This window comes from Alcaligenes ammonioxydans (assembly GCF_019343455.1).
Taxonomy (GTDB): domain Bacteria; phylum Pseudomonadota; class Gammaproteobacteria; order Burkholderiales; family Burkholderiaceae_B; genus Alcaligenes; species Alcaligenes ammonioxydans.
Genome location: NZ_CP049362.1, coordinates 1,972,975 through 1,986,327, shown reverse-complemented (window position 1 = coordinate 1,986,327; position 13,353 = coordinate 1,972,975). Strand labels below are relative to the sequence as shown.

Here is a 13,353-nt window from a genome sequence, read left to right as displayed (position 1 = left end):
GGCTTTTTTTTTGGCGACGGATGATATAAATCTCCGGAGAATGCAGGTGGTGATCGAAGCGCAAACACCAGCCTGTCAGCTATTTCCAGACGTCAATTATCTGACCCCAATCTGTCGTGTACGCCGGTGTCATGCGTTCTTGCTTCATCTTCCACACAGCATCAACTGGTGCGAACGAACTAGCCGCTGAAATCGTGCTGCGACCGTACCGTTGATTGATGCCATCCAGCACAGCCATCAGCGCAGATCGGTCGGAGGTATCGACCACTGCACCGGAAGAGAATAAGGTGCGCTGCGCATCCGCTTGCTGCTGCGTAGCGAGATCCAACAGGCAAACCCCCGCTTTTGCGTATTTGAAACCTTCACGATAGATTTGATGCAGGCCCTGCAGCGCAGCTTGTACCAAGCTGGCCGTGCTGTCCGTCGGCGTCAACAGGCGTGCCACTGTGCCGCCGGAGTACTGGGGATCGTTGCGAAAATAGCTAGTGCGAATGAACACGAGAATTGACGCTGTCACGCCCTCCTGGGCACGCAGCTTCTCAGCGGCGCGACTCGTGAACGTGCTGATGGCCTGTTCAAGATCCTGCAGATCAAGAACAGGCTTGCCGAACGAGCGTGAACACATGATTTGCTGCTTGTCTGCTGGCACTTCTTCCCATTCGAGGCAGCTTTCTCCGAATAGCTCCCTGGCGGTCTTGGCCACAACAATTGAGAATCGGTCCCGCATTACACGCCAGTCGGCTTGGGCCAGGTCAGCAGCGGTATTGATGTTTAAAGCCTGCAGCTTGGGCGCCAGCTTCCTGCCCACACCCCAGACCTCGTCAATTGGCACATGGCGGATTGCACGCATCAAGTCCGCCGTGGCCAGCCCTGACAAATCGCACACACCCTGTAAGCGCGGCATCTTTTTAGCCAAGTGGTTTGCCAGCTTGGCCAACGTCTTTGTCGGCCCGATGCCCACGCATGTTGGAATCCCAACCCACTGCCTTACGCGCTGGCGGATCTCGCTTCCAATCTCTCGCCCCGTGCCGGGCACCCCGGTCAAATCAAGAAATGACTCATCGATCGAGTAAATTTCTTGGAGTGGTGAGAATTGGCCAATCACATTCATCATCCTGCTACTCAGGTCGCCGTAAAGGCTGAAATTCGCAGATAGTGCGATCAGGCCATGAGTATCGGCCAAGTGCTTGATCTGGAACCAAGGGGCACCCATTTTGATACCCAAGTCTTTGGCCTCTTGCGTCCTGGCGATAGCACAGCCATCGTTGTTGGAAAGCACAACCAACGGCCGCCCTTCATATGCTGGGCGCATCGCACGTTCGCAGGAGCAATAAAACGAATTCCCATCGATGAGTGCTATGCGGGTAACAGGCCTTTGAGCGTCCATGTCACTACCCCCCAAACGATCAACTCTTGCCCATCACGGAACTCGATATCGGTAAATGTCGGGTTCGCTGCCTGTAGCTTCACCCGACCAGCCCGACGAAACAAGCGTTTGATCGTGAACTCACCATCGATAACGGCTAAGACGACATTGCCGTGCTTTGCCTCCAGAGATCTATCGATTACCACGTAGTCCCCGTCGTCTATCCCGGCGTCACGCATGGATGGGCCACGCACGCGCATGAAAAATGTCGCGTCAGGCTGATGAATCAGCAACTCATTGAGGTCGAGCCGTTTTTGGGTATGGTCTTCCGCAGGGCTTGGGAATCCACACTGTACAGTCGCAGAAATTGCCCAGACCTGAACTGGAAGCTGCGTCACAGGAAGTGGAGTATTCATAATTCTTACTGGATAAATAAACAGTGATTTTACAGAATAAAACTGAAAAGTCATTTCTGCTTGTATCTCAGTAAGTTTTTAGAGCATGGGACACTACGACCCGGCCGACCGCGCCAATGGTTGATGAAGCGCCCAAACTCTCTTGACCTGACTTGCGCTGCATCCGGCCAATCTTGCCGTAGCAGCAATACTGTGGCCTGCAGACCGCAGCGCAATAATCCGATCGTGCATTTGGGTGTCAGCTTTGCGGCCAGCATAGCGCCCAGCATCCTTGGCCAGCGCCACGCCTTGTCGCTGCCGCTCGCGCCGATCTTCATAGTCGTCGCGAGCAATCTGCAACGCCAGCTTCAAAAGCATGTCCTGGACGGATTCCAAAACAACCTTGGCCACGCCTTTCGCCTCGGCGGCCAGCTCCGTCAAATCCACAACACCAGGCACTGCCAGCCTGGCGCCTTTGGCCCTGATCGAGGCTACCAGGCGTTCGGCCTCTACTAGCGGCAAGCGGCTGATTCGGTCGATCTTTTCCGCAACCACGACTTCACCTGGTTGCAGGTCGGCAATCAGGCGCAGTAGCTCGGCGCGATCGGCCCGTGCGCCGCTGGCTTTCTCGCGGTAAATGCCGGCGATGTAAAAGCCGGCTGCTTTCGTGCTCTCTACGATGGCATCCTGCCGGTTTAGGTCTTGGTCCTCCGTGCTCACGCGCATGTAGATGCGTGCCACCTTGAGGGCAGCGCCCGGTGCCTGGTGGTGTTCACTTGGACTCATTATTTATATTTCGCCTAGTAAGCAGAGCAACAATCGCAAAGCCAAAAGCTAGCACTGCGGTTGCTGCATGCCATAGAAATTGTTGGAAGTCCGTGCGAGCCATAAAAAGATGGATGGCCGATACTGCGTTGGCAACGCCACCGCTAAAACAGAGCAATGCCATAAACACCGTAATACTTCTCTGCCTATTCACGCCGTCACCTTTTTGACTGGTCATTTTGGGTATACCCATCTTGTCCACCCTTGGGAAGGGTAGCCAAAAATACTGCTTCCCGATCCTATTGAGCCAGGCGGTTCTTGGCTACTTAAATGAACCATTTTTATGGCTAACTCCCTTTAGAGCCAAAAAACTGACTTCTCAACCCTTCGCTTGTACCGCGTAGTCTTTCTGCACTACGCCATTGTTCGAACCTGTATTGACCATTACAGGTCGTACCCAAACTACTTTGCTTTTCAGGCGTCGTAAATGACCGCGTCGCAGATGCATGCGGGGGCTTGCATGCGTTCCACCAGCTCTGTCGTTTTCAGAAGACGGCTGCACTGAACGTCAGAAGCCGACTGCACTATAGCAGCGGAGGGGTTGGATCCATCAGGCAACGACGGGCTGCTGCCGGCCATCAGCGGACGCAGGGAGGACTTTCCGCAACCGGCCGTTCGATGCGGCACCGATGGCCTTCGCGCAGGGGTAGTGAATCCGCCAGGATTGACTTGCGCTGCCCTACCTCTCACTAGTGAGGGGCGGCAGCGCATCAAGCGGTGAGCGCACTCCGGCACCGCCAACTTTCAGCACATGCGTGTAAATCATCGTCGTAGAGACGTCGGAATGGCCGAGCAGATCCTGCACGGTTCGAATGTCGTAACCGCTGCGGAGCAAGGCCGTCGCGAACGAGTGGCGGAGGGTGTGCGGTGTGGCGGGCTTCGTGATGCCTGCTTGTTCTACGGCACGTTTGAAGGCGCGCTGAAAGGTCTGGTCATACATGTGATGGCGACGCACGACACCGCTCCGTGGATCGGTCGAATGCGTGTGCTGCGCAAAAACCCAGAACCACGGCCAGGAATGCCCGGCGCGCGGATACTTCCGCTCAAGGGCGTCGGGAAGCGCAACGCCGCTGCGGCCCTCGGCCTGGTCCTTCAGCCACCATGCCCGTGCACGCGACAGCTGCTCGCGCAGGCTGGGTGCCAAGCTCTCGGGTAACATCAAGGCCCGATCCTTGGAGCCCTTGCCCTCCCGCACGATGATCGTGCCGTGATCGAAATCCAGATCCTTGACCCGCAGTTGCAAACCCTCACTGATCCGCATGCCCGTTCCATACAGAAGCTGGGCGAACAAACGATGCTCGCCTTCCAGAAAACCGAGGATGCGAACCACTTCATCCGGGGTCAGCACCACCGGCAAGCGCCGCGACGGCCGAGGTCTTCCGATCTCCTGAAGCCAGGGCAGATCCGTGCACAGCACCTTGCCGTAGAAGAACAGCAAGGCCGCCAATGCCTGACGATGCGTGGAGACCGAAACCTTGCGCTCGTTCGCCAGCCAGGACAGAAATGCCTCGACTTCGCTGCTGCCCAAGGTTGCCGGGTGACGCACACCGTGGAAACGGATGAAGGCACGAACCCAGTTGACATAAGCCTGTTCGGTTCGTAAACTGTAATGCAAGTAGCGTATGCGCTCACGCAACTGGTCCAGAACCTTGACCGAACGCAGCGGTGGTAACGGCGCAGTGGCGGTTTTCATGGCTTGTTATGACTGTTTTTTTGTACAGTCTATGCCTCGGGCATCCAAGCAGCAAGCGCGTTACGCCGTGGGTCGATGTTTGATGTTATGGAGCAGCAACGATGTTACGCAGCAGGGCAGTCGCCCTAAAACAAAGTTAGGCAGCACAGAGCGACCATTTCATGTCCGCGAGCACCCCCCCCATAACTCTTCGCCTCATGACCGAGCGCGACCTGCCGATGCTCCATGATTGGCTCAACCGGCCGCACATCGTTGAGTGGTGGGGTGGTGACGAAGAGCGACCGACTCTTGATGAAGTGCTGGAACACTACCTGCCCAGAGCGATGGCGGAAGAGTCCGTAACACCGTACATCGCAATGCTGGGCGAGGAACCGATCGGCTATGCTCAGTCGTACGTCGCGCTCGGAAGCGGTGATGGCTGGTGGGAAGATGAAACTGATCCAGGAGTGCGAGGAATAGACCAGTCTCTGGCTGACCCGACACAGTTGAACAAAGGCCTAGGAACAAGGCTTGTCCGCGCTCTCGTTGAACTACTGTTCTCGGACCCCACCGTGACGAAGATTCAGACCGACCCGACTCCGAACAACCATCGAGCCATACGCTGCTATGAGAAGGCAGGATTCGTGCGGGAGAAGATCATCACCACGCCTGACGGGCCGGCGGTTTACATGGTTCAAACACGACAAGCCTTCGAGAGAAAGCGCGGTGTTGCCTAACAACTCATTCAAGCCGACGCCGCTTCGCGGCGCGGCTTAATTCAGGTGTTGGGCGTCAAGGAAAACTTAATGGCAATCCGAATCTTCGCAATACTTTTCTCCACTTTTGTTTTTGGCACGTTCGCGCATGCACAAGAAGGCATGCGCGAACGTTCTGACTGGCGGAAGTTTTTCAGCGAATTTCAAGCCAAAGGCACGATAGTTGTGGCAGACGAACGCCAAACAGATCGTGTCATATTGGTTTTTGATCAGGTGCGGTCAGAGAAACGCTACTCGCCGGCCTCGACATTCAAGATTCCACATACACTTTTTGCACTTGACGCAGGCGCTGCACGTGATGAGTTTCAAGTTTTCCGATGGGACGGCATCAAAAGAAGCTTTGCAGCTCACAACCAAGACCAAGACTTGCGATCAGCAATGCGGAATTCTACTGTCTGGATTTATGAGCTATTTGCAAAAGAGATCGGTGAAGACAAGGCTCGACGCTATTTGAAGCAAATCGACTATGGCAACGCCGATCCTTCGACAAGTAATGGCGATTACTGGATAGATGGCAATCTTGCTATCGCGGCACAAGAACAGATTGCATTTCTCAGGAAGCTCTATCATAACGAGTTGCCCTTTCGGGTAGAACATCAGCGCTTGGTCAAGGACCTCATGATTGTGGAAGCCGGTCGCAACTGGATACTGCGCGCAAAGACGGGCTGGGAAGGCCGCATGGGTTGGTGGGTAGGATGGGTTGAGTGGCCGACTGGCCCCGTATTCTTCGCACTGAATATTGATACGCCAAACAGGATGGATGACCTTTTCAAAAGGGAGGCAATAGTGCGGGCAATCCTTCGCTCTATCGAAGCGTTGCCGCCCAACCCGGCAGTCAACTCGGACGCAGCGCGATAAAGCCGCGCAGCGCCGGTTACTTCTACGTTAGACGGCAAAGTCACAGACCGCGGGATCTCTTATGACCAACTACTTTGATAGCCCCTTCAAAGGCAAGCTGCTTTCTGAGCAAGTGAAGAACCCCAATATCAAAGTTGGGCGGTACAGCTATTACTCTGGCTACTATCATGGGCACTCATTCGATGACTGCGCACGGTATCTGTTTCCGGACCGTGATGACGTTGATAAGTTGATCATCGGTAGTTTCTGCTCTATCGGGAGTGGGGCTTCCTTTATCATGGCTGGCAATCAGGGGCATCGGTACGACTGGGCATCATCTTTCCCGTTCTTTTATATGCAGGAAGAACCTGCATTCTCAAGCGCACTCGATGCCTTCCAAAAAGCAGGTAATACTGTCATTGGCAATGACGTTTGGATCGGCTCTGAGGCAATGGTCATGCCCGGAATCAAGATCGGGCACGGTGCGGTGATAGGCAGCCGCTCGTTGGTGACAAAAGATGTGGAGCCTTACGCTATCGTTGGCGGCAATCCCGCTAAGAAGATTAAGAAACGCTTCACCGATGAGGAAATTTCATTGCTTCTGGAGATGGAGTGGTGGAATTGGTCACTGGAGAAGATCAAAGCGGCAATGCCCATGCTGTGCTCGTCTAATATTGTTGGCCTGCACAAGTATTGGCTCGAGTTTGCCGTCTAACAATTCAATCAAGCCGATGCCGCTTCGCGGCACGGCTTATTTCAGGCGTTAACCTCTGAGGAAGAATTGTGAAACTATCACTAATGGTAGCTATATCGAAGAATGGAGTTATCGGGAATGGCCCTGATATTCCATGGAGTGCCAAAGGTGAACAGCTCCTGTTTAAAGCTATTACCTATAACCAATGGCTGTTGGTTGGACGCAAGACTTTTGAATCAATGGGAGCATTACCCAACCGAAAGTATGCGGTCGTAACACGTTCAAGTTTTACATCTGACAATGAGAACGTAGTGATCTTTCCATCAATTAAAGATGCTTTAACCAACCTAAAGAAAATAACGGATCATGTCATTGTTTCAGGTGGTGGGGAGATATACAAAAGCCTGATCGATCAAGTAGATACACTACATATATCTACAATAGACATCGAGCCGGAAGGTGATGTTTACTTTCCTGAAATCCCCAGCAATTTTAGGCCAGTTTTTACCCAAGACTTCGCCTCTAACATAAATTATAGTTACCAAATCTGGCAAAAGGGTTAACAAGTGGCAGCAACGGATTCGCAAACCTGTCACGCCTTTTGTACCAAAAGCCGCGCCAGGTTTGCGATCCGCTGTGCCAGGCGTTAGATGCACTAAGCACATAATTGCTCACAGCCAAACTATCAGGTCAAGTCTGCTTTTATTATTTTTAAGCGTGCATAATAAGCCCTACACAAATTGGGAGATATATCATGAAAGGCTGGCTTTTTCTTGTTATCGCAATAGTTGGCGAAGTAATCGCAACATCCGCATTAAAATCTAGCGAGGGCTTTACTAAGCTTGCCCCTTCCGCCGTTGTCATAATCGGTTATGGCATCGCATTTTATTTTCTTTCTCTGGTTCTGAAATCCATCCCTGTCGGTGTTGCTTATGCAGTCTGGTCGGGACTCGGCGTCGTCATAATTACAGCCATTGCCTGGTTGCTTCATGGGCAAAAGCTTGATGCGTGGGGCTTTGTAGGTATGGGGCTCATAATTGCTGCCTTTTTGCTCGCCCGATCCCCATCGTGGAAGTCGCTGCGGAGGCCGACGCCATGGTGACGGTGTTCGGCATTCTGAATCTCACCGAGGACTCCTTCTTCGATGAGAGCCGGCGGCTAGACCCCGCCGGCGCTGTCACCGCGGCGATCGAAATGCTGCGAGTCGGATCAGACGTCGTGGATGTCGGACCGGCCGCCAGCCATCCGGACGCGAGGCCTGTATCGCCGGCCGATGAGATCAGACGTATTGCGCCGCTCTTAGACGCCCTGTCCGATCAGATGCACCGTGTTTCAATCGACAGCTTCCAACCGGAAACCCAGCGCTATGCGCTCAAGCGCGGCGTGGGCTACCTGAACGATATCCAAGGATTTCCTGACCCTGCGCTCTATCCCGATATTGCTGAGGCGGACTGCAGGCTGGTGGTTATGCACTCAGCGCAGCGGGATGGCATCGCCACCCGCACCGGTCACCTTCGACCCGAAGACGCGCTCGACGAGATTGTGCGGTTCTTCGAGGCGCGGGTTTCCGCCTTGCGACGGAGCGGGGTCGCTGCCGACCGGCTCATCCTCGATCCGGGGATGGGATTTTTCTTGAGCCCCGCACCGGAAACATCGCTGCACGTGCTGTCGAACCTTCAAAAGCTGAAGTCGGCGTTGGGGCTTCCGCTATTGGTCTCGGTGTCGCGGAAATCCTTCTTGGGCGCCACCGTTGGCCTTCCTGTAAAGGATCTGGGTCCAGCGAGCCTTGCGGCGGAACTTCACGCGATCGGCAATGGCGCTGACTACGTCCGCACCCACGCGCCTGGAGATCTGCGAAGCGCAATCACCTTCTCGGAAACCCTCGCGAAATTTCGCAGTCGCGACGCCAGAGACCGAGGGTTAGATCATGCCTAGCATTCACCTTCCGGCCGCCCGCTAGCGGACCCTGGTCAGGTTCCGCGAAGGTGGGCGCAGACATGCTGGGCTCGTCAGGATCAAACTGCACTATGAGGCGGCGGTTCATACCGCGCCAGGGGAGCGAATGGACAGCGAGGAGCCTCCGAACGTTCGGGTCGCCTGCTCGGGTGATATCGACGAGGTTGTGCGGCTGATGCACGACGCTGCGGCGTGGATGTCCGCCAAGGGAACGCCCGCCTGGGACGTCGCGCGGATCGACCGGACATTCGCGGAGACCTTCGTCCTGAGATCCGAGCTCCTAGTCGCGAGTTGCAGCGACGGCATCGTCGGCTGTTGCACCTTGTCGGCCGAGGATCCCGAGTTCTGGCCCGACGCCCTCAAGGGGGAGGCCGCATATCTGCACAAGCTCGCGGTGCGACGGACACATGCGGGCCGGGGTGTCAGCTCCGCGCTGATCGAGGCTTGCCGCCATGCCGCGCGAACGCAGGGGTGCGCCAAGCTGCGGCTCGACTGCCACCCGAACCTGCGTGGCCTATACGAGCGGCTCGGATTCACCCACGTCGACACTTTCAATCCCGGCTGGGATCCAACCTTCATCGCAGAACGCCTAGAACTCGAAATCTAACGTCCGTTCGGGCATCGAGGTCCATGTCGGGGTGGGACGGGCCCGTGGCTTTAAGATCACTTGCAGTCCGACCGCGATGTCTTGGTTGCGCGAGAGGTTGTCGATATCCTCCACTTCCATCATCAACCCTGGATAATGCCGCCGCCGTCATCGCCGCCGACGCCCGTGCCGGGCTTTTCGGGCCTGTCAGGCTTGCTCGGCCTTCAGCCTGCCTGGGCGAGATCTCCGGCGGACGGATTAACGGCGGAGCTTCGCCGCCTTTCGTGCGTGTGAAGGCCGAAGATAGTTCTCTCAAAAACATCCGTTTATGAGAGATACCAAATGTCATTTTCAGAAGACGACTGCACCAGTTGATTGGGCGTAATGGCTGTTGTGCAGCCAGCTCCTGACAGTTCAATATCAGAAGTGATCTGCACCAATCTCGACTATGCTCAATACTCGTGTGGGCTCTGTTGCAAAAATCGTGAAGCTTGAGCATGCTTGGCGGAGATTGGACGGACGGAACGATGACGGATTTCAAGTGGCGCCATTTCCAGGGTGATGTGATCCTGTGGGCGGTGCGCTGGTATTGTCGCTATCCGATCAGCTATCGCGACCTTGAGGAAATGCTGGCGGAACGCGGCATTTCGGTCGACCATACGACGATCTATCGCTGGGTCCAGTGCTACGCCCCGGAGATGGAGAAGCGGCTGCGCTGGTTCTGGCGGCGTGGCTTTGATCCGAGCTGGCGCCTGGATGAAACCTACGTCAAGGTGCGGGGCAAGTGGACCTACCTGTACCGGGCAGTCGACAAGCGGGGCGACACGATCGATTTCTACCTGTCGCCGACCCGCAGCGCCAAGGCAGCGAAGCGGTTCCTGGGCAAGGCCCTGCGAGGCCTGAAGCACTGGGAAAAGCCTGCCACGCTCAATACCGACAAAGCGCCGAGCTATGGTGCAGCGATCACCGAATTGAAGCGCGAAGGAAAGCTGGACCGGGAGACGGCCCACCGGCAGGTGAAGTATCTCAATAACGTGATCGAGGCCGATCACGGAAAGCTCAAGATACTGATCAAGCCGGTGCGCGGTTTCAAATCGATCCCCACGGCCTATGCCACGATCAAGGGATTCGAAGTCATGCGAGCCCTGCGCAAAGGACAGGCTCGCCCCTGGTGCCTGCAGCCCGGCATCAGGGGCGAGGTGCGCCTTGTGGAGAGAGCTTTTGGCATTGGGCCCTCGGCGCTGACGGAGGCCATGGGCATGCTCAACCACCATTTCGCAGCAGCCGCCTGATCGGCGCAGAGCGACAGCCTACCTCTGACTGCCGCCAATCTTTGCAACAGAGCCAAGTCGCTTGATATCTAGTATGACGTCTGTCGCACCTGCTTGATCGCGGCCGCGATAGCTAGATCGCGTTGCTCCTCTTCTCCATCCGCGTTCCAAGCTGCGGAAAGGCACCCATAAGCGTACGCCTGGTCGAGCAGGCGACGCGGATCGACGTCCAGCGCACGAGAGAATGCGTCCGCCATCTGCGCAATGCGTCTAGGATCGAGACAAAGGTCGTCTCTGTCAGCCGGATCGTAGAACATATTGGCGGCGCCAAAGCCCACTTCACCGACCAGACCGACGGGATCTATCACCAGCCAGCCGCGACTGGAGAACATGATGTTTTCATGATGCAGATCGCCATGTAGCCCACGCAGTTCCGAGGCATTGCTCATCATTTGATCGGCTATAATCGCCGCGTGGACGTAGTCAGTTTGACAACCTGCGTTTTGATCATCGCGCGCCCGCTGAAACAAAGCTGCAAAGCGATCCCGGATCGGGAGAAGGGCAGAAGGCAGGGGTTCCTCAGATGCGGCATACAGCTTCGCCATTAGTTCCGCTGCAATTTCGGTCGCCTGGTAGTCGCCGTGCTCGGCAACGATGTGAGAGAGCATTCGCTCCCCGGCATATTCGAGCAACATCAGATTGTTCTCACGACCGAGCAACCGGACTGCTCCCCTCCCATTGCGCCATACCAGATAGTCGGCCCCGCGCAGTTCATCAGCAATGTCTTCTATAGGTTTCAATCCCTTGACGATTGCAGGAGTCCCGTCTGGCAATGAAACTTTCCAAACGAGGCTGGAAAAGGTGTCCGCAATGAGAACAGGTTGCGAAACGTGCCAATGAGCAGGAAAAACAGGCGGCATGAACATCAACCCCAAGTCAGAGGGTCCAATCGCAGATAGAAGGCAAGGCGTTCGCGGTCGGGGGCTTCGATCCCCAATACATTGAATAGGACAGCGAAGGCGCGCTCTGCTTCATCTGGCGCTGCCCAGTTCTCTTCGGCGTTAGCAATCATGAGTGCCAAATCGGCATAGCGATCTGCTGTTCCGAGCCGCCCAAGGTCGATCAGACCCGTGCATTGAAGAGTTTTAGGGTCCACCATGAAGTTCGGCATGCAGGGATCACCATGGCAAACAACCATATCGGTGCGCTCTTGGTCGAGCCGCACCGGTAGCTCTCGTTCGACACGAGCCAAAAGATCGAGCTGCGGCGTACTCTTGTCCTCGTCCGGTAAGAAGTCGGGATTGACGGCATTGCGGGACACCACATCAACGGCGCGTCCGAACATTCGCGACAGCCTGCGCTCAAACGGACATTGATCAACCGATAGGCTGTGAACAGCGCCAAGTTGCTGCCCCATTGACGGCCACGCTTTGAGCAAATCCGCTCCAGACAGATCAGCCGCCGGTACTCCCGGAATTGCCGTTATCACCAAGCATGCACCCTCCTGTTCCTCCTGCCAGTTGATCACCTCGGGGCAAGCCACACCTCGACCTTTGAGCCAAATGAGGCGGTCACGCTCTCCAGCGAGCTCACCGCGGCGGGAAGCAGGTGCGATTTTCGCGAAGGCATGCCCGTCACCACGTCGAAAAACAAAATCACCAGATTCTCCGCCTCTGACAGGCAACCAGTCAGAATGCGATTCACCAAAAAAAATATTAGTTCGATTCAATGGAGGTTCCTTCATGGTCTTGCACCGGTTGTGTTCCGGTCTATCTCTCATTTTAAGCGGCTTTTTTCTCAAATGCCACCGGCGATTTCCAGCCGAGTGTTGAATGTCTTCGGCGTGGATTATAAAAGCCATTTATATATTCGAAGATTGCAATCTCAATATCTCGCCTTGTTTGCCAGTGTCTGCGCCAAATCAACTCAGCCTTTAATGATTTAAAGAAGCTTTCTACTGCGGAGTTATCAAAACAATTGCCTTTCCCGCTCATGGACGGCAGCAATTGATGTTTGAGCAGTAGCTTTTGATATTCATGAGCGCAATATTGGCTCCCACGGTCTGTGTGTTGAATACAACCCGGTGGTGGTTTGCGTAAAGCCAACGCCATATTCAGTGCCCTTAATGCAAGATCCTGCTTTAATCGATCACCTGTTGCCCAGCCAATCACGCGACGGGAATACAGGTCAAGGATAACAGCAAGATAGACCCATCCTTCTCTGGTCCAAACATAAGTGATATCGCCTGCCCATTTCTGGTTGGGTGCGCTTGCGCTAAAGTCTTGTTTTAATAGGTTCGGTGCAATGTTGAAGGTATGATGACTATCCGTTGTCCGTTTGAATTTACGCGTTCGAACAACTGTAATGTTATTCTGGCGCATCAAACGTCCAACCCGACGCTGCCCAACCTGCAGGCCCAGCGCTTTCAACTCTTCTGTCATACGCGGCCTACCATAGCTCCCCAAACACAACCGATGCTGCTCACGTATATGCGCTAGAAGTATAAGATCACGACGCTGGCGCAGTGATGGAGGACGGCGTTTCCATGCGCGTAAACCACGATCTGTTACGCCCATCAAACGACATATGCGTGATTGTGAGAGAGAGCCACGGTAATCCGTAATAAACTGAAATCTCACAGCTTTTGTACTGCGAAAAATATTGCTGCCTTTTTTAATATCTCCCTCTCCTCCCGAAGGATACGGTTCTCTTTGCGTAAACGTTCATTCTCACGCAGAAGATCAGTGTCTTGGGTAGGAATTTTAGTTTCATCGGAAATTGATGCGATCCATTTCCCAAGCGTGGAAAGCCCAATACTTAAATCTGACGCAACTTGACGGCGTGTTAAGCCACTAGTGAGTGCTATGCGAACTGCATCACGCTTAAATTCATCACTATGCTTTAATGACATATATGGTCTCCTTGATAACAAATAATGCTCTCAAAAAGACCGGAACGAAACCGAGGCAAGACCA

General features: G+C 54.7%; 15 protein-coding genes. 8 read left to right on the top strand and 7 right to left on the bottom strand.

The window, feature by feature from the left end:
- Positions 1–79 precede the first annotated feature (79 nt).
- From FE795_RS09140 to intI1, 4 genes are all read right to left on the bottom strand, one after another.
- Positions 80–1,387 (bottom strand): Y-family DNA polymerase, encoded by a 1,308-nt coding sequence (locus FE795_RS09140; RefSeq protein WP_131071814.1) that lies wholly within the window; start codon positions 1,385–1,387, stop codon positions 80–82.
- On the bottom strand, positions 1,357–1,836 hold the full coding sequence (locus tag FE795_RS09135; protein ID WP_329956466.1) for a LexA family protein: 480 nt from the start codon (positions 1,834–1,836) through the stop codon (positions 1,357–1,359). The genes FE795_RS09140 and FE795_RS09135 overlap by 31 nt, the downstream gene beginning before the upstream one ends.
- A gap of 39 nt (positions 1,837–1,875) precedes the next feature.
- Complete coding sequence (locus FE795_RS09130) at positions 1,876–2,547, bottom strand: recombinase family protein (RefSeq protein ID WP_207307420.1); 672 nt, start codon at positions 2,545–2,547, stop codon at positions 1,876–1,878.
- A gap of 718 nt (positions 2,548–3,265) precedes the next feature.
- Positions 3,266–4,279: a class 1 integron integrase IntI1 gene (intI1, locus tag FE795_RS09125; protein WP_000845054.1), complete on the bottom strand. Its 1,014-nt coding sequence runs from the start codon at positions 4,277–4,279 to the stop codon at positions 3,266–3,268.
- 161 nt (positions 4,280–4,440) lie between these two features.
- On the opposite strand from intI1, the gene FE795_RS09120 reads away from it, so the two are divergent.
- From FE795_RS09120 to FE795_RS09085, 8 genes are all read left to right on the top strand, one after another.
- Entirely contained in the window at positions 4,441–4,995 is a 555-nt protein-coding gene (locus FE795_RS09120; RefSeq protein ID WP_023622803.1) for an aminoglycoside N-acetyltransferase AAC(6')-IIa, read from the top strand.
- A gap of 69 nt (positions 4,996–5,064) precedes the next feature.
- Positions 5,065–5,892: an OXA-2 family oxacillin-hydrolyzing class D beta-lactamase OXA-21 gene (locus FE795_RS09115; protein WP_014386432.1), complete on the top strand. Its 828-nt coding sequence runs from the start codon at positions 5,065–5,067 to the stop codon at positions 5,890–5,892.
- 61 nt (positions 5,893–5,953) lie between these two features.
- On the top strand, positions 5,954–6,586 hold the full coding sequence (locus FE795_RS09110) for a type B-3 chloramphenicol O-acetyltransferase CatB3 (protein ID WP_000186237.1): 633 nt from the start codon (positions 5,954–5,956) through the stop codon (positions 6,584–6,586).
- Between the two features lie 68 nt (positions 6,587–6,654).
- Positions 6,655–7,128, top strand: a complete 474-nt coding sequence (gene dfrA1 / locus FE795_RS09105) for a trimethoprim-resistant dihydrofolate reductase DfrA1 (protein WP_000777555.1) — start codon at positions 6,655–6,657, stop codon at positions 7,126–7,128.
- 191 nt (positions 7,129–7,319) lie between these two features.
- On the top strand, positions 7,320–7,667 hold the full coding sequence (locus FE795_RS09100) for a quaternary ammonium compound efflux SMR transporter QacE delta 1 (protein WP_000679427.1): 348 nt from the start codon (positions 7,320–7,322) through the stop codon (positions 7,665–7,667).
- Positions 7,661–8,500, top strand: a complete 840-nt coding sequence (sul1, locus tag FE795_RS09095; protein WP_000259031.1) for a sulfonamide-resistant dihydropteroate synthase Sul1 — start codon at positions 7,661–7,663, stop codon at positions 8,498–8,500. Before FE795_RS09100 ends, sul1 begins: the two co-directional genes overlap by 7 nt.
- 127 nt (positions 8,501–8,627) lie before the next feature.
- The gene (locus tag FE795_RS09090) at positions 8,628–9,128 is read left to right on the top strand and encodes a GNAT family N-acetyltransferase (protein ID WP_000376623.1); all 501 of its coding nucleotides are present in this window, start codon (positions 8,628–8,630) and stop codon (positions 9,126–9,128) included.
- Between the two features lie 506 nt (positions 9,129–9,634).
- Positions 9,635–10,399, top strand: a complete 765-nt coding sequence (locus tag FE795_RS09085) for an IS6-like element IS6100 family transposase (RefSeq protein ID WP_001389365.1) — start codon at positions 9,635–9,637, stop codon at positions 10,397–10,399.
- 68 nt (positions 10,400–10,467) lie between these two features.
- On the opposite strand, the gene FE795_RS09080 is transcribed toward FE795_RS09085, so the two are convergent.
- The 3 genes from FE795_RS09080 to FE795_RS09070 form a co-directional block, all read right to left on the bottom strand.
- Positions 10,468–11,304: an aminoglycoside O-phosphotransferase APH(6)-Id gene (locus tag FE795_RS09080; RefSeq protein ID WP_000480968.1), complete on the bottom strand. Its 837-nt coding sequence runs from the start codon at positions 11,302–11,304 to the stop codon at positions 10,468–10,470.
- The gene (aph(3'')-Ib, locus tag FE795_RS09075; protein WP_001082319.1) at positions 11,304–12,107 is read right to left on the bottom strand and encodes an aminoglycoside O-phosphotransferase APH(3'')-Ib; all 804 of its coding nucleotides are present in this window, start codon (positions 12,105–12,107) and stop codon (positions 11,304–11,306) included. The genes FE795_RS09080 and aph(3'')-Ib overlap by 1 nt, the downstream gene beginning before the upstream one ends.
- Before the next feature lie 52 nt (positions 12,108–12,159).
- A protein-coding gene (locus FE795_RS09070; protein WP_131071812.1) for an IS3-like element IS1133 family transposase occupies positions 12,160–13,289 on the bottom strand; the annotation gives its coding sequence in 2 pieces (ribosomal slippage) (positions 12,160–13,043 and positions 13,043–13,289; 1,131 coding nt in all).
- Positions 13,290–13,353 lie beyond the last annotated feature (64 nt).